The sequence below is a fragment of the Rhizobium sp. R711 genome, from assembly GCF_002211365.1.
Lineage (GTDB): Bacteria > Pseudomonadota > Alphaproteobacteria > Rhizobiales > Rhizobiaceae > Rhizobium.
Genome location: NZ_LOKZ01000013.1, coordinates 1 through 26234 on the forward strand (window position 1 = coordinate 1; position 26234 = coordinate 26234).

Annotated in this window: 22 protein-coding genes and 1 other RNA gene; 14 read left to right on the plus strand and 9 right to left on the minus strand. The window is 60.7% G+C overall.

Annotated elements, in window-relative coordinates; all coding sequences use genetic code 11:
• Positions 1 to 202: 202 nt before the first annotated feature.
• The gene (locus ATY80_RS15370; RefSeq protein WP_088693256.1) at positions 203 to 2512 is read right to left on the minus strand and encodes a methyl-accepting chemotaxis protein; all 2310 of its coding nucleotides are present in this window, start codon (positions 2510 to 2512) and stop codon (positions 203 to 205) included.
• Between the two features lie 239 nt (positions 2513 to 2751).
• On the opposite strand from ATY80_RS15370, the gene ruvC reads away from it, so the two are divergent.
• The 4 genes from ruvC to ATY80_RS15390 all read left to right on the plus strand — a co-directional run bounded on the left by ruvC (position 2752) and on the right by ATY80_RS15390 (position 5641).
• Positions 2752 to 3264 (plus strand): crossover junction endodeoxyribonuclease RuvC, encoded by a 513-nt coding sequence (gene ruvC / locus ATY80_RS15375; protein ID WP_088693257.1) that lies wholly within the window; start codon positions 2752 to 2754, stop codon positions 3262 to 3264.
• Positions 3265 to 3298: 34 nt separating this feature from the next.
• A complete protein-coding gene (gene ruvA / locus ATY80_RS15380) occupies positions 3299 to 3916 on the plus strand; it encodes a Holliday junction branch migration protein RuvA (protein WP_062371768.1) in 618 nt (205 codons plus the stop codon).
• A 79-nt stretch (positions 3917 to 3995) separates the two neighbouring features.
• Complete coding sequence (gene ruvB / locus ATY80_RS15385; RefSeq protein WP_088693258.1) at positions 3996 to 5039, plus strand: Holliday junction branch migration DNA helicase RuvB; 1044 nt, start codon at positions 3996 to 3998, stop codon at positions 5037 to 5039.
• Between the two features lie 38 nt (positions 5040 to 5077).
• Positions 5078 to 5641, plus strand: coding sequence for a DinB family protein (locus tag ATY80_RS15390; protein WP_088693259.1), 564 nt, complete (start codon positions 5078 to 5080; stop codon positions 5639 to 5641).
• Positions 5642 to 5662: 21 nt separating this feature from the next.
• Here ATY80_RS15390 and ATY80_RS15395 read toward each other — a convergent pair whose 3' ends face one another.
• The 7 genes from ATY80_RS15395 to ATY80_RS15425 all read right to left on the minus strand — a co-directional run bounded on the left by ATY80_RS15395 (position 5663) and on the right by ATY80_RS15425 (position 14161).
• Positions 5663 to 7045, minus strand: a complete 1383-nt coding sequence (locus ATY80_RS15395; RefSeq protein ID WP_189637168.1) for an AcvB/VirJ family lysyl-phosphatidylglycerol hydrolase — start codon at positions 7043 to 7045, stop codon at positions 5663 to 5665.
• On the minus strand, positions 7042 to 9645 hold the full coding sequence (mprF, locus tag ATY80_RS15400) for a bifunctional lysylphosphatidylglycerol flippase/synthetase MprF (RefSeq protein WP_088693261.1): 2604 nt from the start codon (positions 9643 to 9645) through the stop codon (positions 7042 to 7044). Before mprF ends, ATY80_RS15395 begins: the two co-directional genes overlap by 4 nt.
• A gap of 242 nt (positions 9646 to 9887) precedes the next feature.
• Positions 9888 to 12026 carry a mechanosensitive ion channel family protein gene (locus tag ATY80_RS15405; protein WP_088693262.1) on the minus strand — a complete coding sequence of 713 codons (2139 nt, stop codon included), beginning with the start codon at positions 12024 to 12026 and terminating at the stop codon, positions 9888 to 9890.
• Positions 12027 to 12128: 102 nt separating this feature from the next.
• Positions 12129 to 13148, minus strand: coding sequence for a phosphogluconate dehydrogenase (NAD(+)-dependent, decarboxylating) (gnd, locus tag ATY80_RS15410; RefSeq protein WP_088693263.1), 1020 nt, complete (start codon positions 13146 to 13148; stop codon positions 12129 to 12131).
• Positions 13149 to 13276: 128 nt separating this feature from the next.
• Positions 13277 to 13435: non-coding RNA, 6S RNA (gene ssrS / locus ATY80_RS15415), on the minus strand.
• 59 nt (positions 13436 to 13494) lie between these two features.
• A complete protein-coding gene (locus ATY80_RS15420) occupies positions 13495 to 13872 on the minus strand; it encodes a cell division protein ZapA (RefSeq protein ID WP_088693264.1) in 378 nt (125 codons plus the stop codon).
• Between the two features lie 13 nt (positions 13873 to 13885).
• Entirely contained in the window at positions 13886 to 14161 is a 276-nt protein-coding gene (locus ATY80_RS15425) for a DUF4164 domain-containing protein (RefSeq protein ID WP_024315384.1), read from the minus strand.
• Between the two features lie 336 nt (positions 14162 to 14497).
• Here ATY80_RS15425 and tkt point away from each other — a divergent pair, with 336 nt between their 5' ends.
• The 8 genes from tkt (at position 14498) to ATY80_RS15460 (ending at position 24084) form a co-directional block, all read left to right on the plus strand.
• Positions 14498 to 16477, plus strand: a complete 1980-nt coding sequence (gene tkt, locus ATY80_RS15430; protein ID WP_088693265.1) for a transketolase — start codon at positions 14498 to 14500, stop codon at positions 16475 to 16477.
• A 155-nt stretch (positions 16478 to 16632) separates the two neighbouring features.
• On the plus strand, positions 16633 to 17643 hold the full coding sequence (gap, locus tag ATY80_RS15435) for a type I glyceraldehyde-3-phosphate dehydrogenase (protein WP_007527381.1): 1011 nt from the start codon (positions 16633 to 16635) through the stop codon (positions 17641 to 17643).
• Between the two features lie 122 nt (positions 17644 to 17765).
• Entirely contained in the window at positions 17766 to 17906 is a 141-nt protein-coding gene (locus ATY80_RS28970; RefSeq protein ID WP_189637170.1) for a hypothetical protein, read from the plus strand.
• A 95-nt stretch (positions 17907 to 18001) separates the two neighbouring features.
• Positions 18002 to 18322, plus strand: a complete 321-nt coding sequence (locus tag ATY80_RS15440; RefSeq protein WP_088693266.1) for a hypothetical protein — start codon at positions 18002 to 18004, stop codon at positions 18320 to 18322.
• 333 nt (positions 18323 to 18655) lie between these two features.
• Positions 18656 to 20506, plus strand: a complete 1851-nt coding sequence (locus ATY80_RS15445) for a potassium/proton antiporter (RefSeq protein WP_088693267.1) — start codon at positions 18656 to 18658, stop codon at positions 20504 to 20506.
• Between the two features lie 70 nt (positions 20507 to 20576).
• The gene (locus ATY80_RS15450; RefSeq protein ID WP_088693268.1) at positions 20577 to 21779 is read left to right on the plus strand and encodes a phosphoglycerate kinase; all 1203 of its coding nucleotides are present in this window, start codon (positions 20577 to 20579) and stop codon (positions 21777 to 21779) included.
• A 221-nt stretch (positions 21780 to 22000) separates the two neighbouring features.
• Positions 22001 to 23026, plus strand: a complete 1026-nt coding sequence (locus ATY80_RS15455) for a class I fructose-bisphosphate aldolase (protein ID WP_088693269.1) — start codon at positions 22001 to 22003, stop codon at positions 23024 to 23026.
• Positions 23027 to 23166: 140 nt separating this feature from the next.
• Positions 23167 to 24084 carry a PhzF family phenazine biosynthesis protein gene (locus tag ATY80_RS15460; RefSeq protein WP_088693270.1) on the plus strand — a complete coding sequence of 306 codons (918 nt, stop codon included), beginning with the start codon at positions 23167 to 23169 and terminating at the stop codon, positions 24082 to 24084.
• On the opposite strand, the gene ATY80_RS28975 is transcribed toward ATY80_RS15460, so the two are convergent.
• Positions 24081 to 24245 (minus strand): hypothetical protein, encoded by a 165-nt coding sequence (locus ATY80_RS28975; protein WP_007802544.1) that lies wholly within the window; start codon positions 24243 to 24245, stop codon positions 24081 to 24083. The two genes, ATY80_RS15460 and ATY80_RS28975, sit on opposite strands and share 4 nt — an antisense overlap.
• Positions 24246 to 24415: 170 nt before the next feature.
• Between ATY80_RS28975 and ATY80_RS15470 the strand changes: the two genes are divergently transcribed.
• Both ATY80_RS15470 and ATY80_RS15475 read left to right on the plus strand, forming a co-directional pair.
• Positions 24416 to 25696, plus strand: coding sequence for an MFS transporter (locus tag ATY80_RS15470; protein ID WP_088693325.1), 1281 nt, complete (start codon positions 24416 to 24418; stop codon positions 25694 to 25696).
• A 21-nt stretch (positions 25697 to 25717) separates the two neighbouring features.
• Positions 25718 to 25909, plus strand: a complete 192-nt coding sequence (locus ATY80_RS15475; RefSeq protein WP_088693271.1) for a DUF1192 domain-containing protein — start codon at positions 25718 to 25720, stop codon at positions 25907 to 25909.
• The last annotated feature ends 325 nt before the right edge of the window (positions 25910 to 26234 follow it).

Sequence of the window (26234 nt, forward strand, 5' to 3'; positions counted from 1 at the left end):
GGCAAATACGATCTTGCGATGATCGCGAAGTCACGCTCCGACTACTGGGCCGATCTCGACCGGGCGATCGAGACCGAGCGGACGCTGCATGGTCAGAAGCCGTTGAAGGAAGAAGAGCGCGAGCCGCCGAAAATATCGACGGGTTTGTCAGCGGTCTGAGGCGCCGGTCTCCCGGCCCTTCGTTCATCGTTTGGTCGCTTGGTCAAGCTCGACGGCGCAGGACGTGCACTTCGGCACTCCGATGCTCCTGTGTCAGCGTGAAATTCGCTAGCTGGCGGTCCATTTCGACGGCTTCGGTGGCAAGCCGGTGGATCGCCGCGGTGGTTTCCTCGACCATGGCCGCGTTCTGCTGTGTCATCGCATCGAGTTCGGAAACGGCCGAGTTGATCTGGCGCAGCGTGTCCGCCTCCTCGCGGGTGGTTTCCATGATCTCGGTGATCTGGCCGTTAATGGCCTCGACGTGGCTGCCGATCCCGGTCAGCGCATCGCCGGCGCGCTCGACAAGTGAGACGCCCATTTCGACCTCATGCGTGGACTTCTGCAGCAGGCTCGCGATCTCCTTTGCGGCACTCGATGAACGCTGCGCCAGTTCACGCACTTCCATGGCGACGACGGCAAAGCCCTTGCCGGATTCGCCAGCGCGCGCTGCCTCGACGCCGGCATTGAGCGCCAGCAGGTTGGTCTGGAAGGCAATCGAGTCGATCACGGTGATGATCGAGTTGATCTGGCGAGATGATGCCTGGATCGCTTCCATTGCAGCAATCGTCTCGCGCATGATCTGGCTGGAGCCTGTCGTGTCACGCTTGGCGTCGCGGGCGATGCGTTCTGCATGTTCTGCGCGCTCGATCTGAAGACGAATCGACTGGGTAATCGCATCGATCGCATTTGCAGTCTCGGTGATCGAAGCGGCCTGACGCTCGGTGCGACCGGCGAGCTCGTCGGCACCGGTGCGCATTTCCTCGGAGCCCGCACGCACCGCCATAGAGTTGCCGCCGATCGCCGTCATCGTTTCGCTGAGAGCCGCCAGCGCTTCGTTGAAGTTGATGCGAAGGCCTTCGAGTTCGCTCGGGAAACGGGTCTCGATCTGATAGGCAAGATCGCCGTTGGCCAGATGGTGCAGACCCTCGTCGATCGCCTGAACGACCTCCTGCAGGGTCCGGGCCTCCGCCTCGCGCTCGGCCATATGCTGCTGGCGATCCCGTTCCGCGCGCGCCCGCGTTTCGTTGCTGGCGGCTTCCAGCTCGCGGCTTTCGACCAGCGACTGCTTGAACCGTGCCAATGCCTTGGCCATCGTGCCGATTTCGTCACCGCGGTTCTGGCTGCCGATCTCGACCTCCAGCTTGCCATCGGCAACATCGCGGGTAACGCCGGCAAGACGGGCAAGCGGCGAGAAAAGCAGCTTGGTGATTGCCCAGGTTGCCGCTGCCATGACGATCAGAACGCCAAGCGCAATCATCGTCAGCAGGGTGGCGATTTCGAGAGAACCAGCGTTGAGCTCGCTGATTCGCACGCTTTCCACGACGAGGAAGCGGGAGCCCTGGTAGTCGATGCCACGGACATAGGCTCGCGCCGCGCCATCGGCGCGATCGAAGTCGTCGACCGTCATCCCCTTTGCCGAAAGCGCGTCCTTTACGAAGGTGAAAGGCGCGGTATCGAGCGTGACGAGCTGGCCGGTCGCGTTCACGCCGATCGCCGAGCCGTCATCCGAGATGATTGCCGCCTGCGCCGTGCTGCCGGCCACAATGCCCTTGGCGAGAATGCTGGTGATCATGTTGTCGCGCACCTTGAAGAGCATCACGCCCTTCGCCGCACCCAGCTTGACGATCGGCACGGCGTAGAAGATTGCCGACCTGCCGCTTGCGGCATCGACGCGAAGACCGGAAAAGCCCGTCGGTGCGGAATCGTCCGTCGCCTTGGCGGTGTTTGCGATCGCCTTGGCGAAGGCGAGACCGGCGCCGGTCGACTTCCACGCGTCGGCCTTCAGGTTTTCGGCGAAATCGTCGTTCTTCTTGTAGGAGTAGAGGACGTTACCATCGAGATCGGCAATCAGCAGATCGCTGAAGGCGGTGTTCTCGAGGTCACGGCCAACCTCGCTCTGCGTTGTCTCATGGTTGGAATAGTAGAAGCCGCTTGGCGCCTGCGGCTTCATTAGCTTCTCGCGCTGGTCGGCCGGGTTCGGGTTGTTGGTGATGAACACCTTCTTCAATTCGGCGCGCGCATCGCCTGACGTCTTCTCGATTGTCTTCCAGCCACTTTTCAGGCTCGTGATCGACATCTGCAGCGCTTCGATGCGCGCGATCGAATTCGCCTGGTTTTCAAGCTGCTCAAGCTGATCCTGCAGCATGTCGCCGCGGAAGATCAGGACGCTCTCCTTCGCCTTGAGCGCCTGCTCGCCGGAAATGCGGCTGCTGGCGAAGTAGGCGAGGACATTGATGACCGCGATCGACAGTGCGGTCAGCAGGATGAATGTGGCAATGACCTTGAAGGACAGGGACTGAAATCTCTGAACCATGAACGATGAACCCTTCCGGAACGGCTCATACCGGCAGAACGGGAACGCCCTGCCGGCTGACCTGCAAACAGAACACGGGAGCCTTGCCTTCGCGGGAAGGGAGCTCCTCTCACATTTTATCGGTCAAAAGTCGGCTACGGAGCTTAAATTGCCGTAAACAGCCTCCCTGAAAACAAGGAATGTTTTTGTTTTGTTCACTTATCGATGGCAGTTATTTTGCGAGTGCAATAGGGTGAACCATGCAAAATACGATTCGCATCATCGGCGTTGACCCGGGCCTGCGCCGCACCGGCTGGGGAATTATCGACACGCTCGGCAATTCCTTGCGCTTCGTCGCATCAGGCACGGTAACCTCGGACGGCGACATGGACCTGGCCTCGCGCCTCTGCCAACTGCATGACGGTCTGGCGGATGTCGTCCATAGCTACAAGCCGGATGAGGCCGCGGTCGAACAGACCTTCGTCAACAAGGATGCCGTGGCAACCCTGAAGCTCGGCCAGGCCCGTGGTATTGCCATGCTGGTCCCCGCCCGCGCCGGATTGCCGGTCGCAGAATACGCGCCGAACGCCGTCAAGAAGGCGGTCATTGGAGTCGGCCACGGCGAGAAGCAGCAAATCCACATGATGCTGAAAATCCTGATGCCGAAGGTCGAATTCAAAGGCAATGACGCCGCCGACGCGCTGGCGATCGCCATCTGCCATGCGCACAACCGCGGCAGCAACCGCATGCGGCAGGCGGCACTTGCCGGCTAATCTTCACTGACAATCCACCGAACGGACCATTTGCATGATCGGCAAGCTTAAAGGCACCATCGAAGAAATCGGCGACGACTACGTCCTCGTCGATGTCCACGGCGTCTGCTACGTCGCCTTCTGCTCGGCGCGCACCCTGTCTCGCCTCGGCTCGGTGGGGGAAGCCTGCGTGCTCTTCATCGAAACCTATGTTCGCGAAGACCAGTTGAAGCTCTTCGGCTTCATGACCGCGCTCGAAAGAGAATGGTTCATCCTCCTGCAGAGTGTTCAGGGCGTCGGCGCGAAGGTGGCGCTCGCAGTCCTTTCGACACTGCCTCCGAGCGAACTGGCGAACGCCATTGCGCTGCAGGATCGCACGGCGGTCGCCCGCGCTCAGGGCGTCGGACCCAAGGTCGCCGTGCGCATCGTCACCGAACTGAAGAACAAGGCGCCGGCCTTTGCCGGAGAAGCGTCGGGCACCATCGGCCTCAAGCAGGAACTCGGCGAAGGTGTTGCCGCAGCCCCGGTCGCGGATGCGGTCTCCGCGCTGACGAACCTCGGCTACTCCCGCGACCAAGCGGCCAATGCCGTTGCCGCCGCAATGAAGACTGCCGGTGAAGGCGCTGACAGCGCCAAGCTCATCCGCCTCGGGTTGAAGGAACTGGCTCGCTGATCCAATTGCCCGAGCGGGTGCCAAAAGCCTCTGGCTTGGTGTATTGGTCACGAGCGTTTGAAGATTGGGAAATGCCAGCATGAGTGAAGCCGCGCGCCTGATATCGGCAGAGAAACGAGGCGAAGACCTGGATGTGACGCTGCGGCCGCAATCGCTGGACGAGTTCACCGGCCAGGCGGAAGCGCGCGCAAACCTGAAGGTTTTCATCGAGGCGGCGAAGAACCGCGGCGAGGCGCTCGACCATGTCCTTTTCGTTGGCCCACCCGGCCTCGGCAAGACCACACTGGCGCAGATCATGGCGAAGGAACTCGGCGTCAATTTCCGTTCGACATCAGGCCCGGTCATCGCCAAGGCGGGCGATCTCGCCGCCCTGTTGACCAATCTCGAAGAGCGCGACGTCCTCTTCATCGATGAAATCCATCGGCTCAATCCCGCCGTCGAGGAAATCCTCTACCCCGCGATGGAGGACTTCCAGCTCGACCTCATCATCGGCGAAGGCCCCGCCGCACGCTCGGTCAAGATCGACCTGTCGAAGTTCACGCTTGTCGCCGCAACGACGCGCCTTGGCCTTCTGACCACGCCGCTGCGCGACCGTTTCGGCATTCCTGTCCGTCTGAGCTTCTACACCGTCGAGGAACTGGAACTGATCGTTCGTCGCGGCGCGCGCCTGATGAACCTTCCCATGACCGATGAGGGTGCCCGGGAGATCGCCCGACGCGCCCGCGGCACGCCGCGTATAGCTGGCCGCCTGCTGCGCCGCGTGCGCGATTTCGCCGAAGTGGCCAAGGCCGAAGCCGTCACCCGAGAGATTGCCGATGAGGCACTGACCCGCCTGCTCGTCGACAACATGGGCCTCGACCAGCTCGATAAGCGCTATCTCAACATGATCGCCATCAATTTCGGCGGTGGCCCCGTCGGTATCGAAACCATCGCTGCAGGGCTTTCTGAGCCGCGCGATGCGATCGAGGACATTATCGAGCCCTATATGATCCAGCAGGGCTTCATCCAGCGGACGCCGCGCGGCCGCGTCCTGACCGCAACGGCCTGGAAGCATCTCGGGATGCAGCCCCCCAAGGATCTCGAGGCCGCACAGTTTCGTTTGTTTCAGGAAGACGACGACTGACGCTTGCGGGTAACACCGTCAAGGAAGGGAGTTATCTGATGCCGACGTTCGACCCTTGCAGGACCGCCCGCAAGCTCGCATACAACAATGCGCTTGCGAACCACCGGCTCCATGAAGCTTGCGGCCGGCTGATGCCGGGGGAGTTCGAGGCTGTTCGGGTAAGCTTCTTTACGTCGATCAAGGCAACGCTCAACCACATTCTGACGGTCGACTGGTTTTACGTCGATGCGCTGGAAGGCGGCACGCTCGGGCCAGCCGCCTGGGACATTGAGGAGCCGTTCGACGACATCGCTGCGCTTGCTGCAGAGCAGGCCAAAGTCGATCGTCGGTTGGTGGCATTGTGCGAAGCCGCCACCCCAGAAAAATTGGCGTCAACGACCGAGATTCATCGTGCGGAGCGCATCCAGCGCGAGCGGATGGAGGACGTCTTGAACCATCTGTTCCAGCATCAGACACATCATCGCGGCCAGGTTCACGCGATGCTGGCGGGAACGAGCGTGCCGCCGCCACAGCTCGACGAATTCATCGTCGCGGACGACAGCCGCTTCCGGAGCGGCGATATCGCCGCTCTCGGCTGGAGTGAAGACTATCTGATGCGCTAACCTCTGACGGAACGATGCGCTCTAGTCCTGCAGTCGCGCCTTCAGCCCGTCGATGATCGTCTTGCTCAGGAGCTCATAGTTTTCATCGAAGTGGTGGTCCCCGGCAAGGGCGATCACATCGACACCGCTGTCCTTGAGATCAGGACAAGCGACTTCGTCGTCATCTTCCTTTCCGTAGATGCACTGGACGATTTTCGGATCGACCTTCTTCAGGTCATCAACGGGATCGCCACCGGCACCCTCGGTCTTCTGGCCCAACCAGCCCATGACGGATATCTGGTAATCGACCTCATGCGAGAGAGAAAGGAGCGACATCTGGGCAACGGCTCCCTTGGCAGCCGGTTTCAGCCGAGAAAAGGCGGCGGGCACGACATCGGCTCCGAAGGAATAGCCGATGAGCAATACGTGCTTCACCTTCCACTGCTTGCGATAGAGCTCGATGATCTTGCCGAGATCGTCCGCAGTCTGCTGCGGCTCCCGTTCCGACCAGAAATAATGCAGCGAGTCGATGCCGACGACAGGGACACCCTGTTTCTGCAACGCCGCACCGACCTCCTTGTCGATGTCACGCCAGCCGCCGTCGCCGGAATAGATGATCGCCATGGTGTCGAAGGCCGGCTTGGCATCCAGAATGGTGAGCGGCAGGCCGAGCGGATTGTCGGCACTGCCGGAGGCGTCGATAAGGTCGGAGAGTGTGTCGCCGAGCGTCGTTTGGGCATCGTCCTCGGAGTCGCGGATATCGATGGCGGAATGCTGTTTCTTGAGTTCCTCGACATGCGCGCGGCCGTCTTTGTTGGCGGAGGCCGTGAACGATGCGATGATCGGGTCCGGCAGCGATGTGTCGCTGAGCTCGTAGATCATGCGATCGCCGACCGTCTGCTTCTTCGCCGGCGTGCACAGTTCCTTGGTAAGCGGAATGCCGGCAACGGGATCGATCGCCAGCGTCTGGCTGATCGTCGCATCCGGGGTCTGCGCAGCAATCGCCAATGCTAGCGCGCCGCCCTCGCCGACACCGGCAACAATCGGTAGATGATATGCACTGTTGCCGGCCGCGCGCTGGACCTGCTGGCTCAGCGATTCAATATCGGACACCATGTAGATACAGCCGTCGTTCTGGCTAACGTCATAGTTTCTGAGTGCATTCATATAGGACGGGAAGTCGATACCGATGACGACGGCTCCCTGATCGACGAGACGGCCTGCCTCCGCCTTCTCGCTGTCGCCCCAGCCGGCGCCATCCGATATCAGCACGACTGCCCCCTTCACGTCTCCTTCGGGCAGGAAGATGTGCGGTGACGGGATAAGCCCGGTCTCAAAGCTCTGTGTCGCCTCGGTCGCCGCCATTGCCGCCGGAACGGACAGTGACAGGGCGCAGACGGTCGCAAGAAGGTGTCTTTTCATCATTTCCTCACTACCCCTCTCAATCCGCCGCCGATCAGGAATGTTGCGTCCATCAGAGCAAGCATCGGATTGCCTCCACCCGAAACCGCAAGATATCGCGGATGCCATTGCGGATGGAACTTTGATTTGAAGGCCCTGAGGCCTTTGAAATTATAAAATCGCTCGCCATGCTCGAAGACGGTGCTGCCGATACGATCCCATACCGGCGCCATCTCGCGCTTCGACATGCCCGAGAGCGGCGCCATGCCGAGATTGAAATGCGAGAAGCCTTGGTCGCGCAGGTATTCCATGATCTGGACGAAGAGGAAGTCCATCGACCCCTTTGGGGCATCCGGCGAGAAACGCATCAAGTCGATGGTCCCCTCGTCCTTCGCGGCCGTTATCAACATGTTGGCGAAGGCGACAATCTTGCCTTCACGCTTCAGGATGCCAACCGGCTGGGCAACGATATAGTCAGGATCGAACGCGCCGAGCGAGAAGCCCTTCTCCTTGGCATTATGGTCCTCGAGCCAGGCATTTGAAACCGCGGCAAGCTCATCCATCGCGGCGGGAACGTCTTCCGGCGCGATAACCTCGAATTCAAGGCCGTCACGCTGGGCGCGGCTCGCGGTTTGCCGCAGGTTGGCCCACTTGCCGCCCTTCATTTCGAACGTCTTGAGATCGGCGACAGCAAGTTCACCCAGTTTGAATGCCCTCAACCCCGCATCGGCACAGTGGGAAAGGAGCGCCGGCGAGATCTGATAAAAGACCGCGCGGCAGCCGGCAGCGCGAGCCGACTCCACGAAGCGCCACACCAGCTCTGGAATGGCGCTGCGCTCACCGATCGGATCGAAGAGGGCGATCCATGAGCGTCCCTGCCTTCCGTACATGATGAAGGCGTCACCCTTCTCGGAGAACATGATGCTCTTGTCGCCCATCCGCACAAGATTGGCGTCGGCATAGCGCTGCTTCTCGACGATATTGACTGCCCGCTCCAACGCATCTGTTGACGCCGGCTCCGGTTTGACTGCCACCGGACGAAGCAGGCTGAAGATCGCAATCGCCGAGGAAATGATGGAGATGCCAAGCACGGCGCGAAGACCACGCGGCGCTTCGCCGGCGAATTCGAACTGCCACCAGAGCTCTCTGCTGTACTCCACGTCGCGATATACGAAGAGCAAGATCACGATCGCACCGACGCAGATGACGGCTATCGCCATCAGCCACGAGGCCGTCAGCGTCTGGTTGAGAAGGGAAGCATGTCTGCGGAACAACCGGCGGCTAACGAAGAGGCCGAAAATCAGGAAGCCCAGGAAACATGCCTCGACCAGCGCGATCGCCTTCAGCAGCGACAAGGTCAGCGCCGCCGCGGCAGACAGGATCGACACCCACCAGGCACCGTCGAGCTTCTGGCCTAGGCCGCGTGCGGCAACGACCAACGCCAGCCCAAGCAGGCTCGATAGGAAGTGCGCGCCTTCGACAATCGGCAGCGGCAGGTAGTTCGCGAGAAACTCGAGGTTCTGGTCCGGCGTCGGCGTCACGCTCGAAAAGACAAGCATGACGCCGAGAAGCAGCGACAGCGTCGAGAGCAACTGCGGCATCAACCGGATGCCGATCCGCCGGATGCCCGACGCGACCGGGTGATCAGCGAACCGGCGAAGCTCGGTCGCCGATACGGCAAGGACGGCGATCAGCAGCGGCAGAACGTGGTAGATCAGGCGATAGAGCACCAGCGAGCCAAGCACCGCGTCGATGTTCACCGCACTGCCAAGCGAAGCGATAATTACGGTCTCGAACACGCCGAGACCGGCCGGAACGTGGCTCAGGACACCAAGACCAACAGCGATCGCATAGACCGCCAAGAATACCGGCCAGCTGATCGCCGCCTGCGGCAGCAGGACGTAGAGGACCGTCGCCGAGGCGGCGATGTCGAAAGCGGTCACCAGGAACTGCCGCGACCATGTGCGCGAGTCCGGCAGACGGATTTCGACCGGACCCAGGTTGATCGCGCGCTCGTCCCGCCCCATGAACATGATGACGCCCAGGCCGGCGATGACCGCACCGGCCAACAGCCGCAGGGTAACGCTGCCAACATCAATCAACGGCGCAATCTCATCGGAAATGATCAGGAGCGCGATCGCCGCGACACCTGCAAGCCCGAGCCCGAACGACAGCGTTACGAAGGCAATGACCCGGCCAATCTCCTCGGGCGTCAAGCCGAGCCGTGAATAGGCGCGATAACGAATTGCCCCGCCGCTGAGCGCACCGAAGCCGGCTGTGTTGCCAACGGCATAGGCGCTAAAGGCAGTCAGCGCCACCTGCGGAAACGGCAGCTTGCGGCCGACATATTCAATGGCGTTGACGTCATAGAAAACAAGGGCCAGGAAGCTCAGGCCCGTAAAGACCAGCGCCAGCAGGATTGAGCTGACCTTCGTATCCGCCAGCGCCTGCACAACGTCGTCGTAACGCACTTCGTTGGTGAGCTGCACAATCGCAAAGCCGACAAGACAGAAGAGCGCGAGCGTCGCCAATGCCGTCAGGAGCGCGCGATAGCGTCTGAACAATCCACGCACCGAAGATTCCTCGGCCTCTTCTATTTCTTCCAACTTGCCGTGTCCCGACATCTCGTACCGTCGCAATATTCCAGTTTGGTGGGAATCATGTTCGAAACACGTAACACGCGCGGCACGCAAGCTCTATGAATGCGTAGCCTGCCCACCCCTGACCCGCCGTTGTCGCCTGCTTCATCCCCAATTGGGGCAAATTTGGCGCAGGGCGCACCTACGCACATTGCAATTTCGTAACGTTAGCAGCGTTTGGGGGGGGCGGCGGCAGGACCGCTCGAGCGACTGCAAGCACTCGGACGCTATGCCGCAGGCTCATCCGAGCTCGGGCGTTGCGAGAGTTGGCGGGCGGCAGCGGCATGCGCTTCAGCCTCGTGCACTTCGCTCGAAACCTGAACCGTCGGGACAGCAAACTCGATGCCGTTCTCCTTGAAGGCGTTGCGGATCATCGCCAGCGCATTGCGCCGGATGACGAACTGCTCGCCGGGCTTGGTCATCATTGCCAGCCGGATGACAATTGCGAACTCGCCGAACTGCTCGACGCCCTTCATCTTCAGCGTTTCGATGATGTGCGGACTGTAATCGGGATTATCAAGCAACTGCTGTCCGATCTGCTTGATCACCTTCTTCGCCTTCACGAGGTCGGTATCGTAGGTCACGTTCAGCGTGATCTTGTCGATGGTCCAGTCGCGGTTGAGATTCTTGACCGCGCCGAGTTCGCCGAACGGCACTGTCGTCAGCGGCCCGCGATGGTGCCGCAGCCGGACGGAGCGCAAGCTGAACGCCTCGACCACGCCCTTGTGGCTGCCGCTCTCGATATATTCGCCGACGCGAAAGGCATCGTCCCAGAGATAGAACATGCCGCTGATGACGTCCTTCACGATGGTCTGCGCTCCGAAACCGACGGCAACGCCGACCACCCCGGCGCCTGCGATCAGAGGCCCGATCTCCACCCCCAGGCCCGACAGCACCATCAGGACAGCAATAACCGCGATAACAACGGCGAGAATATTGCGGAAGATCGGCAACAGGGTCTGCAGGCGGGCACGGCTGGCTTTTTCCTCGTCTGTCATCGCGCCTTCGATCCGAGAGTCATCGAGCTTGCCGTTGATGTAAGCGCGCGCCAGGTGCCACAACAGATCGGCAGCGAGCAAGATGACGATGCCGCCGATCGCGCCGCGAGCAATGCGGTCGATCATGGTCTCTCCCGCCGCCATGCGGTCTGCCACGAGCCCGATCATACGTCCGAACCAGAAGGCAGCGGCTGCGATGATGAGCGCGCGAACGCCGCGATCAAGCAGCACGGTCGCGATCCGGCGCCCGGCGAGAAAGCCTGCCTCCGCCTGATGCAAGGAGCGAACGGCCAGCGTTGCGACGGAAAGTGCGCGCGGCAGGAGCACGGCATAGATCCCGAGCCACAGCAGCAGATTGAAGCCTGACACCCAAAGAAGCCAAAGCACAGCGAAATAGAGCGTCAGTCCCCAGGAAACGGTGACGCTACGATGCTCGCCCTCCTCGACGGGGCGGTGCCAGACCGCCTCCACCGCGATAGCAAACAGCCCGATACCAAGAATATAGCCGACGAAGTAGCGCGCGCCTTCGGAAAAGCCGAGCGGCACCATCAGTTGGATCGCCGCCCATCCGAACGCGAAGTAGATCGCGAAGGTCGCGCAGCGGCGGAACCAAAAAAGGGCCCGCGCTCGTGAAATCTGGCGCTCGCCATCCGCGCGCTGCAAGGTGGCAACGACGACCAGGAGCCGCCCCAGCGCAACGGTAAAACGAGCAACGATGAGCGCGATCGCGATGGCGATGGCCATGGATCGTGTGATCGGTGGCCAGTTGAAAGCAAGCAGGGGCACCAGTGTCGCCATGGAAAAGACGATTGCCGGAACAATGCGATAAAGCAGGTTTGCCGTAGCGTGATGGGCAACGGTGACGACCTCGTCATCAGTCCGTCGGATTCGCGGTTTCGGCACGAGGAGACGAAACAGCAGCTCGACAACCGCTCCGGACAGGAAAAGTGCAATGACTTTCGTTGTTATTAGCACCCAACCGCTTGGCGCGACCTCGCGTTCTACGATGCCGGAAGCGGACTCGACTTCGCCCGGAAGCTCCATCGCGGCATCGGAGACCATCTCGACATGGCGGCGAGCATGATCGACGAGCTCGGACAGGGCCGACATTTCGCCAGCCTCTGCCTGGGTGGCAGCCGGCGCGGCTTTCATTTGCGTCGCCATCCACTCTTTCACCTGCGGCGTTTGCATCAGCTCGAGCATCTGCCGAACTTCTGCCGGCGGTTGAGCAGCCGCGGTCGTGGGCGTGGGAGGCGGTGACGGTAGGTTGGCGGTCTGAGCGGCGGCACCCCAAGCAACGGCAAGGGCGAACGTCATCGATATCAGCAGTTGCATCATGCCACGCGCGCCCATTGCCAGACCCGTCATCCCTTTCCCCCCAAGCGATCTGTCGACAATATATCGCGCCGTACAAAAGGAAAGCCCGCACAGATGGCGCTGCGCGGGCTTGGAAAACGAAAGGTTTGCAGCTTAGTCCTTCGGCTTTTCAACGTGACCGCCGAAGCCTGCGCGCATGGCCGAGAGCACCTTGTTGGCGAACTCATCCTTGTCGCGCGATGCGAAGCGGCCATGAAGCGCCGCGCTCAGCACCGGCGTCGGCACACTTTCATCGATCGCCGCCATGATCGTCCACCGGCCTTCGCCGGAGTCGGAAACGCGGCCGGCATACTTGGTGAGGACCGGATCGGCGTGCAGCGCGTCGGCCGTTAGATCGAGCAGCCAGGAGGTGATAACGCTGCCGCGGCGCCATACTTCGGCAATATCCGGCAGGTTGAGGTCGTAACGATAGTATTCGGGGTGCGCCAAAGGTGCGGTTTCGGCATCGACCTCGTGCGTGGCCGCACCGACGTTGGCATGCTTTAGAATGTTCAACCCTTCGGCATAGGCCGCCATCAGGCCATACTCGATGCCGTTGTGCACCATCTTGACGAAGTGGCCTGCGCCGTGGGGACCGCAATGAAGATAGCCCTGCTCCGCCGTGCTTTCCGGATGCGCGCTGCGACCCGCGGAAGGAGCGATATCTCCCTGCCCCGGTGCCAGCGATGCAAAAATCGGCGACAGCGACTGAACGACCCCTTTCTCACCACCGATCATCAGGCAATAGCCGCGCTCCAGGCCGAAGACGCCGCCGCTGGTGCCGACATCGACATAGTGGATGCCTTTGGTGATGAGTTCCGCGCCGCGCCTGATGTCGTCGTGGTAATAGGAGTTGCCACCGTCAATGATGATGTCGTCGTCGTGCAGCAACGGCAGAAGCTGCGCAATGACCTTATCGGTGATGGCCGCCGGCAACATCAGCCAGACGGCGCGCGGCCGCGACAGCTTCGAGACGAACTCCTCGATAGAGGCGCTGCCAACCGCCCCTTTGCCAACGAGATCGGCAACGCTTTCCGGCTTGGCGTCGTAGACGACGCATTCATGGCCACCGCGCATCAATCGCTGAACCATGTAGTTGCCCATGCGGCCCAAACCCACCATGCCAAGCTGCATCTGAAATCTCCTGGAAATTAAATCGATATAATTCCGGAAACTAGCATTCGCATTGCTGCAAGCAAGTGAAGTGTGCCTCACATCTGCATTGCACCAGCAGCACAGCGTGAAAGTGGATAGAAAGGAAAGTGCGATCCACGACAACCGATGGATGTTTACGATCCTGGGCGCCTACAAACGTAGGTGGGCACCGTGTGTCCAGGCCCACGAGCCTGGTCAGGGACAGCTCCCTTTGGATCGAGTATGGCCCCAGGGATTGTGGTTCCTGTCGAGAGGCGCAGACCGCACTCCGCTATATAAGGCTGATTTCAGCGACACGCCAGAGGGCTGGCGACGCCGCTCCTATTTAATTGAGTTCGGCGGGCGCGCGGCCATTCAGCTTGTCGGTGATGCCGCGGATACGGCTGGTTACCTCGCTAAGGGCCGCCGCAAGGCTTTCCTCAGTGCGGGCGTTCGCTGCGAGAACCGTGTCGCTGGTGTTCCGCAGCGTATCGAGCTCGGATTCGAGACCGGCGACGCGGCGGGTTAGTTCCGAAATCTCGTCCATGACCATGATGCCTGCCATGACGGTGATCCGGAGGTCGCCGATTTCGCCGAACTGGCCCTTGAGATGACCGACATAATTGTCGAAGCGCGTCGCGAGATCGGTCAGGTGGTCTTCCTGTCCTTCCTCGCAGGCCATGCGATAGGCCTTGCCGTCGATCGTTACAGTTACCTGCGCCATGTGCTGCGCCCTTCTATCGGTCCAGAACCGCGCGGATCGTCTCCATGGCCGTCACCAGCCGTCGCGAGACCTCGCGATTGACTTCTTCCAGCCGGTTCGCGCGGAATTCGGCCTGGTCCAGTTCCTGGGCAAGCTTCGAGCGATCGGCATGAATACGGCGAACTTCGCCTTCGATCTCACCCTGCTCCCGCTGGTGCTCGATACGCATCTCGACCGCGTTCTCAAGCCCTGAGATCGCTTGCCGCAGCTCGTTGAGTGCTGCTTCCATGATTTTGCCTGTAGGCGTCATGTCTCTTCCGGTTCCCCGCACAAGACCCGCGAATCGGCGCCCGAGACCGATCCAGTATTTCCAAAAGGATACGCGCCTCGCCAAGGGCACGTCAATAAAGCCGGCACCGCGGCTACCGACCTATTCTGTGGATGACGAAAATCAATCGTCACCTCGATCGCTGGTCAACTTTTGTAAAAATTGATGGTCAAATGTCTAAAATCGATTGGAGTGGCTTCTGGAGGCCCTTCAATTTATTGACTTGGCCGTGCCAACTGCTATGTGTCACCCGCTCTCATTGATGGTCTCCACAGGCTTGAGGCCATCCCCCCGACACCCGGAACCCGTGGAATAGCCATGACCTCTCCTGAACAAAACGACCGGATGGCAAATGCGATCCGTTTCCTCGCCATGGATGCAGTCGAAAAGGCGAATTCGGGACATCCCGGCATGCCAATGGGCATGGCCGACGTAGCGACGATTCTCTTCACGAAATATCTGCGGTTTGACCCGAAGAAGCCGCATTGGCCGAACCGTGACCGCTTCGTATTGTCGGCCGGCCACGGCTCGATGCTGCTCTACTCGCTGCTCTATTTGACCGGCTACCCCGACATGACGGTCGAGGACTTGAAGCAGTTCCGTCAAATCGGCTCGAAGACCGCCGGCCATCCTGAATATGGTCACGCGACCGGCATTGAAACGACGACCGGCCCGCTCGGACAGGGCATTGCCAATGCCGTCGGCATGGCGATCGCCGAGCGCAAGCTGCGCGACGAGTTCGGTCCCGAGCTTCAGGACCATTACACCTATGCCATCTGCGGCGACGGCTGCCTGATGGAAGGCATCAGCCATGAGGCGATCGCGCTTGCGGGCCACCTGAAGCTCAACAAGCTCGTCCTCTTCTGGGACAACAACTCGATCACCATCGACGGCGCCGTCTCGCTGTCCGACTCGACCGACCAGATCGCCCGCTTCAAGGCCGTTCATTGGAACACGATCGAGATCGACGGTCACGACCAGGCTGCCATCGCCGCCGCCATCGAAGCTGCTCATAAGTCCGATCGCCCGACTTTCATCGCCTGCAAGACGATCATCGGCTTCGGCGCTCCGAACAAGCAGGGCACCCACAAGGTTCACGGCAACCCGCTCGGCGCCGATGAAATCGCCGCGACCCGCGAGGCGCTCAACTGGGAATACGAGCCCTTCGTCGTTCCCTCCGACGTTCTCGACGCATGGCGTGCAGCTGGTAGCCGCTCGGTTGACCTCGTCAAGACCTGGGAAGACGGACTCGCCAAGTCATCGCACAAGGCTGAGTTCACCCGCCGCTTTGCCGGAAACCTGCCGGAAGGTTTCGATGCGGCGATCAGCGCATACAAGAAGAAGCTCGTCGAAACCAAGCCGACAATAGCAACCCGCAAGGCATCGGAAGATGCGCTCGAGGTCATCAATGGCTTCCTGCCGGAAACGCTCGGCGGCTCGGCCGACCTGACGCCGTCGAACAACACCAAGACCAGCCAGATGCATTCCATCACGCCGACGGATTTCGCCGGCCGCTACATGCACTGGGGGATCCGCGAGCATGGCATGGCTTCGGCCATGAACGGCATCGCGCTGCATGGCGGTCTTATTCCTTATGGCGGCGGCTTCCTGATCTTCTCGGATTATTGCCGCCCGCCGATCCGTCTGGCAGCCCTCATGGGTATCCGTGTGGTGCACGTTCTGACGCATGACTCGATCGGCGTCGGCGAAGACGGCCCGACGCACCAGCCGGTCGAGCAGATCGCTGGCCTGCGCGCCGTTCCGAACCTGCAGGTCTTCCGTCCGGCCGACGCCACGGAAACCGCTGAGTGCTGGCAGATTGCCGCCAAGACCAAAAACCGCCCTTCCGCCCTCGCGCTCACCCGCCAGAACCTGACGACGGTGCGCACCGAGTACAGCGAGAGGAACCTCTGCGAACAGGGCGCGTACACGCTCGCCGGCAATGCCGACGCGAAGGCGACGATCTTCGCGTCGGGCTCGGAAGTTGAGCTTGCCGTTGCCGCCCGCGCAACACTGGAAGCCAAGGGCGTCAGCGTTCGCGTTGTATCCGTTCCCTGCACCGAGCTGTTCTTCGAGCAGCCGGACGCCTACCGCAAGGAAGTCATCGGCAACTCACCGGTGAAGATCGCCGTGGAAGCCGCTGTCCGCGAAGGCTGGGATGCCTTCATCGGGCCTGAAGGCACTTTCGTTGGCATGAAGGGGTTCGGCGCGTCCGGTCCGGCGAAGGAAGTCTTCAAGCATTTTGGCATCACCGCGGACGCCGTGGTCGCTGCCGCAGAAGCAAAACTCCGCGCATAGCCCTTCAAATCGGTTCCGATTTGAAGAAAGGATTATGCGCAGTTTCTAAATGCTATAGCGTCTTTGCGCGTCATATGACGTGCGGCGCTATAGAGGGAGCGCCCAGGCGCTCTCCAATTCAATCCGCAAGCCCCATCTCTAGGGAGTGAATGCACATGACTGTAAAGGTTGCCATCAACGGCTTCGGCCGCATCGGCCGTAACGTTCTCCGCGCCATCGTCGAATCCGGCCGCACCGACATCGAAGTCGTTGCGATCAACGACCTCGGTCCGGTCGAGACCAACGCCCACCTGCTGCGCTACGATTCCATCCACGGCAAGTTCCCGGCCGAAGTGAAGGTTGAAGGCGACACCATCACGGTTGCTGGCGGCAAGCCGATCAAGGTGACCGCGATCAAGGACCCGGCAACGCTGCCGCACAAGGAACTCGGCGTCGACATCGCGATGGAGTGCACCGGCATCTTCACCGCTCGCGAAAAGGCTGCCGCACACCTGACGGCCGGCGCAAAGCGCGTTATCGTTTCGGCTCCTGCCGACGGTGCCGACCTGACCGTCGTTTTCGGCGTCAACCACGACCAGCTCACCAAGGAGCACCTGGTCATCTCCAACGCGTCCTGCACGACGAACTGCCTCGTGCCGGTCGTGAAGGTTCTCGATGACGCCGTCGGCATCGACCACGGCTTCATGACCACCATTCACTCCTACACGGGTGACCAGCCGACGCTCGACACCATGCACAAGGATCTGTACCGCGCCCGCGCCGCAGCCCTCTCCATGATCCCGACCTCCACGGGCGCTGCCAAGGCTGTTGGCCTCGTTCTGCCGCATCTGAAGGGCAAGCTCGACGGTACGTCGATCCGCGTGCCGACCCCGAACGTCTCGGTGGTCGATTTCAAGTTCGTTGCCAAGAAGGCCACGACCGTCGGCGAGATCAACGAAGCGATCAAGGCTGCTGCAAACGGCAAGCTCAAGGGCATCCTCGGCTACACCGACGAGCCGCTCGTTTCCCGCGACTTCAACCATGACAGCCACTCCTCGATCTTCGCGACCGACCAGACGAAGGTCATGGAAGGCAACTTCGTGCGCGTCCTGTCCTGGTACGACAACGAGTGGGGCTTCTCCAGCCGCATGTCCGACACGGCCGTTGCTTTCGCAAAGCTCATCTAAGAGCGTCGCGACATAGATCGTGGAAAGCGGCTCGGGCAACCGGGCCGCTTTTCTTTTGGCGTCGAACTGACTAGCGTCAAAGCCAACAGAGAATGCCGGATGAATGGCTGGCGGATTCACCCATGAAAATTCTCATGACGATCATCGTTTTCCTTATGATTGCGAGCGTTTTGAGCTTGAGCGTCGTTGGCGGGCGCAGTTCGAAGCAGATCGCCGAGGGGCAGCCGCTGATGGCCTCCACCCGCATCATGGGCCCTCGATAGTCCGTTCCCGGGGAAGGATAGGGACTGGCGCTGCGCCGCCGATCGCCGTACTGTCGATCGAAGCTAAGACGGCACAGAAGCGAAAGAGAATTTTGATGGACTACTTTACGATCGAAATCGGCGGCCAGGCGATCGCAAGTTTCCGCTCCGAGAATGCCGACGACGCCAAGAATTTCTTCGAGGCCGAGGATTTCCGCGAGGACCTGACGGTCCTGCAATCGCAGGGCAAGCCGGTTTGGAATGGGGTCACGGCGCTCACGCTGCGCAAGGCGACCGCCGAAGAGGCGAGTGAAGTCGAGCACGCCTACGAATTCGACGACGATCCAGAACGCACGATCGACGATGAGTTTGTTGTCTTTCTGGTCCCGATTTCTGACCTCGCCGATGGCGAGGATGATGAGGACGACGACGCCTGAGAGAGAGCGGAAGCCTGGGGGCGTTGCCCTGTCCCACGCGGCATTCATTGAACGAGAGGAAAAGCGCAAGAGCGCGGCTTCTGCCCTGCTATCGCCCGATTTGCTCATACACTCGATTCATGCTCTTCGTGAGCGCTCATCCGGCTTTGCCATCCGGCACGCCAAAACAGCAGCATGAAGCCGCAAAACAGCACGGGTTGGACCGCAAGGCCTACCCATCCTGCTTGTTTTGCCGTTTACTCATAGCTGGCTTGAGTGACCACGAAAGGGCGATCTGGAATGGGCTGCGGGACCGGGGGCGGTCTGCATTGAATTGCGGGTAAGGGGACAGGCATGGAAGCGTTCTACATCGTCGTGCTGGTGTCGACGACGCTCGTGCTTCTCGCCGCATTCTCCAGCCTGCTCGCCTTCCGCTTCGGCGCCCCCCTGCTCCTGCTTTTTTTGGCGATCGGCCTGCTAGCGGGGACTGACGGTCTCGGGATCGAGTTCACCAACAACTACCTCGCCTATATCCTCGGCTCGATTGCGCTTGCGGTCATCCTGTTCGACTCAGGCTTCGGAACGCCGGTGCAAGCCTTCAAGCTTGCCGCGGTGCCCTCGCTGACGCTCGCCTCTGTCGGCGTCCTCATGACGGCGTCGCTCGTTGGCGTCGCTGCCATGTGGCTCCTGAACTTCACGTGGTTGGAAGGCCTGCTGCTCGGCTCCATCGTCGCCTCGACCGACGCCGCCGCCGTCTTCTTCCTGCTGCGCATTGGCGGCATCAATATCCGCGACAAGGTCCGCTCGACGCTGGAAGTGGAATCCGGAACCAACGACCCGATGGCGATCTTCCTGACCATCGCTCTCGTCGAGATTCTCGCCAGCGGCGAACGCTACCACGGCATCAACATCGGCATGCTCGCCATGTTCGTGCAGCAGATGGGCCTCGGTGTCATCCTCGGCCTACTCGGCGGCATGATGATCTCGCTGATCGTCAGCCAACTGGAAACCGATCGCGGCCTCACTCCGATCTTCGTGCTGGCGCTGGCGTTGCTAGTCTTCTCCGCGACTGGAGCAGTCGGCGGCAGCGGGTTCCTCGCCGTCTATGTCGCGGGAATTTACGCGGGTAATCGCAAGCTGCAGGGCTATGCCTCCATCAAGCGCTTCCAGGATGGCATGACCTGGCTCGCCCAGATCATCATGTTCCTGGTGCTCGGGCTCCTTGCGACGCCGTCGCAATTTCCGGCAATCGCCATTCCCGCCGTTCTGCTCGCCCTGTTCCTGATCTTCATTGCGCGCCCCCTCGCCATATGGCTATCGCTGCTCCCCTTCGACTATACGCAGCAGGAGATCGGCTTTGTTGCCTGGGTCGGCTTGCGCGGCGCAGTTTCGATCCTGCTCGCCATCATGCCCATTCTCGGCGGCCTGGAGAATGGCCAGATCTATTTCAACTGCGCCTTCATCATCGTGCTCGTCTCGCTGCTCGTACAGGGGTGGACGATCAAGCCGGTCGCCAAGAAACTCGGGCTCATCATCCCGCCGCGTATGGGCGCGGTCGACAAGGTCGAAGTTGATCTGCCTGGCGCGGCAAACCATGAGCTTCTCTCCTACCGCGTGATCAAGGATAGCCCGGTGCTGCGCGGCGAACGCATCCCACGCTGGGCAACGCCGTCGCTCGTCATCCGTGACGGCAAGTCGATGCGTTATCAATACGCCGGCCGATTGCGCGAAAACGATCTTGTCTATCTCTTCGTCGTTCCCTCCTATTCGCGGCTGCTCGACAAGCTCTTTGCCAGCCGCGCGCCGGTGGAGGAGGACGACGCGGATTTCTTCGGCGCATTCGCGCTCTCGCCGGCCCGACCTGCTGCCGACCTTGATGCCGCCTATGGCCCCGGCCTGCTGAACGAATCCGAGAAAGGACTGACGATCGCGGAACTGATGAAGCATCGCCTGGGTGGCAAGGCGGACTATGCGGACCGAGTACGTCTAGGCTCGATCATTCTCATCGTCCGCGACCTCGATGATCAGGACCACATCACCTCGGTCGGCATGTCGCTAGAGGCAGTCGAGCCCGCCACCGCGCTGCCGATCTTCCTCAATCTGCACGATATCATCGACCGCATCCGCGACCGCATCAAAGGCCGCAGGAACCGGGAAGCAGCCGCCGCCGCGGCCTCGGCCAAGGCCGATCAAAACCCGCAATGACTGCCTTGCGTCTGCGATCATCCTTGCTATGGTCGCCGCATCTTTTGGGCAATAACGAACGGATTTTTCCATGCCTTCCTTCAAGACCCTCGACGACCTCAACAATGTTGCCGGCAAGCGCGTTCTCGTTCGCGTTGACCTCAATGTTCCGGTCAAAGACGGCAAAGTAACCGACACCACGCGCATCGAGCGTGTTGCCCCGACGATCCTGGAGCTCTCCAAGAATGGTGCCAAGGTGATCCTGCTGGCGCATTTCGGCCGCCCCAAGGACGGCCCGTCGCCGGACCTTTCGCTGTCGCTGATCGCTCCGTCCGTCGAGGAGGTGCTGGACCATCCCGTGGCGACCGCTGGCGACTGCATCGGCGCCGCAGCTGCCGCCGCAGTTGGGGCGATGAAGAACGGCGACATCCTGCTCCTGGAAAACACCCGTTTCCACAAGGGCGAAGAGAAGAACGACCCGGATTTCGTCAAGGCGCTGGCCGCCAACGGTGACATCTATGTCAACGACGCCTTCTCCGCTGCTCACCGCGCACACGCTTCGACGGAAGGTCTCGCTCACCATCTTCCCGCCCACGCCGGCCGCACAATGCAGGCCGAGCTTGAGGCACTGGAGAGCGGCCTTGGCAACCCGGCCCGGCCTGTCGTCGCCATCGTCGGCGGCGCCAAGGTTTCGACCAAGATCGATCTTCTGATGAACCTCGTGAAGAAGGTCGATGCGCTGGTAATCGGCGGCGGGATGGCCAACACCTTCATCGCCGCGCGCGGCACCAATGTTGGCAAGTCGCTCTGTGAGCACGATCTTGCTGACACCGCAAAGCAGATCATGATCGAAGCAGCCACCGCCGGCTGCGCCATCATTCTCCCGGAAGACGGCGTTGTCGCCCGCGAATTCAAGGCGAACGCCGCTAATGAAACGGTCGCAATCGATGCGATCCCCAGCGACGCGATGGTGCTGGACGTCGGCCCGAAATCGGTCGAGGCGATCAAGGCCTGGATCGAGCGCGCCAATACGCTGGTCTGGAACGGGCCGCTTGGCGCTTTTGAGATCGAACCGTTCGACAAGGCAACGGTCGCGGCCGCGAAATTTGCGGCCGAGCGCACCAAGGCCGGCAAGCTCACCTCTGTTGCCGGTGGTGGCGACACGGTCGCGGCGCTGAACCATGCCGGGGTTGCGGATGATTTCAGCTATGTCTCAACGGCCGGCGGCGCTTTCCTGGAGTGGATGGAGGGTAAAGTCCTTCCCGGCGTCGCTGTGCTCAGCAAGGCCAAATAATTCGGCCAACCGAATTCAACAAATTTTACATGTAGATAGACCGCGGTGCGAAAGTGCCGCGGTCTTTTGCTCGCAGCGAATGCAAAAGCCCAGACTTTCAAACGATTAAAAGAAATTCAAACGTTTCAAACAATTTTGCTGCCGTTTTCCCGCCCATAAACTTCTGTTATCCGCGACCTATATCTACTGGTTGACGATTTTTTTGCTGTGGAGAGAACGATATGAGCGAACGTTTGGAAGACATTGCCGTGCGTATGGTAGCTGGTGGCCGCGGGCTGCTTGCAGCGGATGAATCGACAGCCACGATCGGTAAGCGGTTCGATACGATCGGACTCGAATCGACGGAAACGAGCCGCCGCGACTACCGCGAAATGCTGTTCCGCACGGACGACGCGATGCGTCAGTATATTTCCGGCGTCATCCTCTACGAAGAGACCCTTCATCAGAAGGCGGCAGACGGCACGCCCTTCGTGGACATCATTCGCGCTGCCGACAGCATCCCGGGCATCAAGGTGGATATCGGCGCGAAGCCGATGGCTGCCTATCCCGGCGAAACCATCACCGAAGGCCTCGACGGTCTCGCAGACCGCCTGGCGAAGTATTATGAAGCCGGCGCCCGCTTTGCCAAGTGGCGCGGCGTGATCGCAATCTCCTCCACGCTTCCGACCTGGGGCTCCATGAAGGCCAATGCGCACGCGCTTGCCCGCTATGCCGCGCTCTGCCAGCAGGCTAACATCGTACCGATCGTTGAGCCGGAATGCCTGATGGACGGCAAGCCGGGCGACCACAACATCGATCGTTGCGCCGAAGTCACCGAATGGACGCTGCGCACCGTCTTCGAAGAACTGGCCGATGCCCGCGTCAGCCTGGAAGGCATGATCCTGAAGCCGAACATGGTTATCGACGGCAAGAATGCTCGCAAGGCTTCCGTGGCTGAAGTCGCCGAGCGCACCGTCGAGGTGCTGAAGCGCACCGTTCCGTCGGCTGTTCCGGGCATCGCCTTCCTCTCCGGCGGCCAGTCCACCGAAGAAGCAACTGCGCATCTTTCCGCGATCAACTCGGGTTACGACCTGCCTTGGGCTGTCACCTTCTCTTACGGCCGCGCCCTGCAGGATACGGCCCTGAAGGCCTGGGGCGGCAAGCCCGAGAACATCGCCGCTGGCCAACGCGCCTTTGCCCATCGCGCCGAGATGAACAGCCTCGCCGCCAAGGGAAGCTGGAAGAAGGATCTCGAGAAGGCGGCGTAAGCCTCTTCTCGACCGATGAGACAGAAGAAACCGGTCGTCCTAGGCGGCCGGTTTTTGCATTGTAACCGCGACAAGTTTCAGGCTTCAGCAGCCAGCGGATCGCCAGTAGAGATCATGACACACGCCCTCTCGGAGCCGTCATGAAAACCGTAGCCTTCACGACCGTCGATGTCTTCACCACCACCCGCTTCGAAGGCAACCCGCTGGCCGTGATGACGGATGCGCGCGGATTGACCGATGCCGACATGCAGAACATCGCCGCAGAGTTCGGCTATTCGGAGATTACCTTCGTACTACCGCCGGAAGACCCGGCAAACACTGCCCGTGTCCGCATCTTCACGCCCACCATGGAAGTGCCATTCGCCGGACATCCGAACGTCGGCACGGCCTATGTGCTCGGCCGACAGGGTCAGGTCTTCGGGCGGCCGGTTAGCGATAGCCTGCGCTTCGAGGAGAGGGCAGGCCTTGTCGAAGTCAATTTGAAGCGTGACGGCGATGACGTTCTGTCGGCATCCATTCGCGCGCCAAAGCCGCTCACCATTGGCAACACGATACCCGAGCAGACCGTTGCCCGTTGCGTCGCGATCGAGCCAGGGGACATCCGTGTAGCCAAGCATCGACCTGTTGTTGCATCGGTAGGTCTGAGCTTCGTCTTTGCCGAACTTGCGGACCTTGCCGCCCTCGGCCGCGTTCGTCCGAACCTCGCCTATTTTCAGGATGCCGCCGGCCCGACCGCCGAAGGCAATCATGACTTCTCGCTGTTCGTCTATGTCCGCTCCCAGGAAGAGCCATGGGTGATCCGCGCACGGATGTTTGCGCCGCTCGACAACGTGCCGGAAGATCCGGCAACTGGCAGTGCCTCGGCAGCACTCGGCGCGTACCTCGTGTCGCTGGAGCCTGAGGCAAACTTGAACGTCTCACTGAGGATCGAGCAAGGCGTCGAGATGGGGCGCCGCAGCATCATCCGTATCGACGTTGTCAAGAAGGACGGCACTGTTACCGACGTGACGATCTCGGGCGGCTGCGCGCCGGTCATGCGCGGCGAAATCTCGTACTAGACGAACAGATCGCGGCCGATCAGGGCCACCGCCCAGATCGCAAAGGCGATCAGCGCGATCTTCCAGAAATCCATGCGCCGACGCAGCCCGGGAACGCCGAGCGGCTTGATCAGCTGAATCGCCATCGCCAGGATGAGCAGCAGAGCGATCAGCTTGGTCATGTCTTTATTTTTCCATCTCTTCTGAATGTCACAGGACGGACATTTTTTCACGTCACGACTGCATTTATTCATGCCGTAAAGGCATTTGGGGGCACAATCAATCATCTCGAGGCTGGGCGACACTGTGTGTTGCCATGTCCTTTGACGTTCAACGCATAGAGTTTTGCTATATGAAAAGAAATCTGCTGTCCGTCGCCTCGCTTCTCTTCGGGACGCTCTTTCTCTTCATGGGTAACGGGTTGCAGGGTATCCTGCTTCCGGTGCGCGGCAACCTGGAAGGCTACGCGACAACGACCCTCGGCCTGCTCGGCACATCCTGGGCCGCCGGCTTCGTCATCGGCTGCCTCGTCGCCCCGAAACTGGTGCGCCGCGTCGGCCACGTCCGCGCCTTCTCTGGCTTCATTGCGATTATCGCGATCATCGCGCTTGTCAGCGGCATCATCATTCACCCGGTGTGGTGGGTACTCTTGCGCGCCGTCACCGGCTTTGCTACCGCCGGCACCTCGATGATCATCGAGAGCTGGCTGAACGAGCGCGCCACGAACGAGAGCCGCGGCGCGATCTTCTCGCTCTATATTGCCATCACCCTCTTCGGCGTCGTGGCGGGCCAGATGATGATCCCTCTCGAGGATGTGCGCACGCCTGTCCTGTTCATGATCTGCGGCATCTTCTACTGCATCGCGATGCTGCCGACGACGCTCTCGACCGCAGCTTCGCCGCAGCCGCTGAAGGCCGTGAAGCTCGATCTGCCGGCACTCTACCGCAATTCTCCGGTCTCCTGCCTTGGCATTCTCCTCGTCGGCATCGCCAACGGCGCCTATGGAACGCTGGGCGCTGTCTTCGGCGCGGGCTCCGGCCTCTCCGATACCAGCATCGCCATCATGATGAGTGCCACCATCTTCGCGGGCGCCCTGATGCAGCTGCCAGCAGGGCGGCTTTCCGACCGCATCGACCGGCGCTACGTGCTGGCGGCGATGTCAGCTATCGCTGCTTTCGCGGGCCTGCTGCTCGCGGTCCTGCATCCGTCGTCGCCGGTTTTCATCATCGGCCTCGTCGTGCTCTACGGCGCCGTTGCCAATACGCTCTATCCGATCGCTGTTGCCCATGCCAACGACTATGCCTCGGCCGAGGATTTCGTGAAGGTCTCCGGCGGACTGCTGCTGCTGTATGGCATCGGCACTATCATTGGCCCAACCATCGGCGGCCCCGTGATGTCGATGATCAACCCGCACGCCCTTTTCCTTGTGACGGCGGTCGCCCACATGCTGATCACCGCCTACGCCATCATTCGCAGCCGTATGCGCGCCGCGGTTCCGGTCGAAGACCGAGACGCCTTTACGACGATTCCGACGGCGACCTCGCAAACGCTCACCCCCGAAAGCATGTCGCTTGCCAACCCCGGACCCGGCAAGACTCCCGAAACCGGCGATCCTGCCCTAAAATATAGCTGAGGCAGAAACGGGAGGATTGAAATGAGCTTCATCGACGACGACCGGCCGCAGAAAAAGGTTGCCCACGAGATCGGCGCCGACCTCTCCACCCTATCGGTCGACGAGCTGCGGGCGCGCGTGGATCTACTCAAGGCAGAAATCGCAAGACTTGAGGCAGAGGCCGCCAGCAAGACATCGACAAGATCAGCGGCGGAAAGCCTCTTTCGCTCGTAATTCGTCGGCTGGCTATTGCAGAAAACAAGCTGCCGAAGAGCGTTAATTCGAGACAGATTTAAGCGGCCATTAAGCTTTATAAGGTATTACTGTACTCATCCAGATCTTCTCTGGATCTCAGACAGTTTTCCATGCGGTGAATTGGTCTGATTTTTCTCCCTGTTTTACCTTGAGAGCCGCTTTTGCGGCTCTTCTTTTTTATTGCGCTGGGGATCATTTCCATGAAACTGTGGAAGTTAACCCTTTCTTAAGAAACGCCTTGCGCAATTCCGCTAAAGCTACCATCTTAAAAGCATAAAGACCGGCCGAAGAAACTTTTTCCCTT

Excerpts from the sequence above, each read along its gene's own strand:
- ATY80_RS28970 (WP_189637170.1), top strand. The coding sequence starts at position 17,766 with ATGAAAATTCTCATGACGATCATCGTTTTCCTTATGATTGCGAGCGTT.
- ATY80_RS28975 (WP_007802544.1), bottom strand. The coding sequence starts at position 24,245 with ATGACCAAGCTGATCGCTCTGCTGCTCATCCTGGCGATGGCGATTCAG.
- ATY80_RS15405 (WP_088693262.1), bottom strand. The coding sequence starts at position 12,026 with ATGACGGGTCTGGCAATGGGCGCGCGTGGCATGATGCAACTGCTGATA.
- ATY80_RS15420 (WP_088693264.1), bottom strand. The coding sequence starts at position 13,872 with ATGGCGCAGGTAACTGTAACGATCGACGGCAAGGCCTATCGCATGGCC.
- mprF (WP_088693261.1), bottom strand. The coding sequence starts at position 9,645 with ATGTCGGGACACGGCAAGTTGGAAGAAATAGAAGAGGCCGAGGAATCT.
- ATY80_RS15395 (WP_189637168.1), bottom strand. The coding sequence starts at position 7,045 with ATGATGAAAAGACACCTTCTTGCGACCGTCTGCGCCCTGTCACTGTCC.
- ruvB (WP_088693258.1), top strand. The coding sequence starts at position 3,996 with ATGAGTGAAGCCGCGCGCCTGATATCGGCAGAGAAACGAGGCGAAGAC.
- ATY80_RS15455 (WP_088693269.1), top strand. The coding sequence starts at position 22,001 with ATGAGCGAACGTTTGGAAGACATTGCCGTGCGTATGGTAGCTGGTGGC.
- tkt (WP_088693265.1), top strand. The coding sequence starts at position 14,498 with ATGACCTCTCCTGAACAAAACGACCGGATGGCAAATGCGATCCGTTTC.
- ATY80_RS15440 (WP_088693266.1), top strand. The coding sequence starts at position 18,002 with ATGGACTACTTTACGATCGAAATCGGCGGCCAGGCGATCGCAAGTTTC.
- ATY80_RS15450 (WP_088693268.1), top strand. The coding sequence starts at position 20,577 with ATGCCTTCCTTCAAGACCCTCGACGACCTCAACAATGTTGCCGGCAAG.
- ATY80_RS15390 (WP_088693259.1), top strand. The coding sequence starts at position 5,078 with ATGCCGACGTTCGACCCTTGCAGGACCGCCCGCAAGCTCGCATACAAC.
- ATY80_RS15370 (WP_088693256.1), bottom strand. The coding sequence starts at position 2,512 with ATGGTTCAGAGATTTCAGTCCCTGTCCTTCAAGGTCATTGCCACATTC.
- ATY80_RS15470 (WP_088693325.1), top strand. The coding sequence starts at position 24,416 with ATGAAAAGAAATCTGCTGTCCGTCGCCTCGCTTCTCTTCGGGACGCTC.
- ATY80_RS15445 (WP_088693267.1), top strand. The coding sequence starts at position 18,656 with ATGGAAGCGTTCTACATCGTCGTGCTGGTGTCGACGACGCTCGTGCTT.
- gap (WP_007527381.1), top strand. The coding sequence starts at position 16,633 with ATGACTGTAAAGGTTGCCATCAACGGCTTCGGCCGCATCGGCCGTAAC.
- ruvA (WP_062371768.1), top strand. The coding sequence starts at position 3,299 with ATGATCGGCAAGCTTAAAGGCACCATCGAAGAAATCGGCGACGACTAC.
- ATY80_RS15460 (WP_088693270.1), top strand. The coding sequence starts at position 23,167 with ATGAAAACCGTAGCCTTCACGACCGTCGATGTCTTCACCACCACCCGC.
- ATY80_RS15425 (WP_024315384.1), bottom strand. The coding sequence starts at position 14,161 with ATGACGCCTACAGGCAAAATCATGGAAGCAGCACTCAACGAGCTGCGG.
- ATY80_RS15475 (WP_088693271.1), top strand. The coding sequence starts at position 25,718 with ATGAGCTTCATCGACGACGACCGGCCGCAGAAAAAGGTTGCCCACGAG.
- gnd (WP_088693263.1), bottom strand. The coding sequence starts at position 13,148 with ATGCAGCTTGGCATGGTGGGTTTGGGCCGCATGGGCAACTACATGGTT.
- ruvC (WP_088693257.1), top strand. The coding sequence starts at position 2,752 with ATGCAAAATACGATTCGCATCATCGGCGTTGACCCGGGCCTGCGCCGC.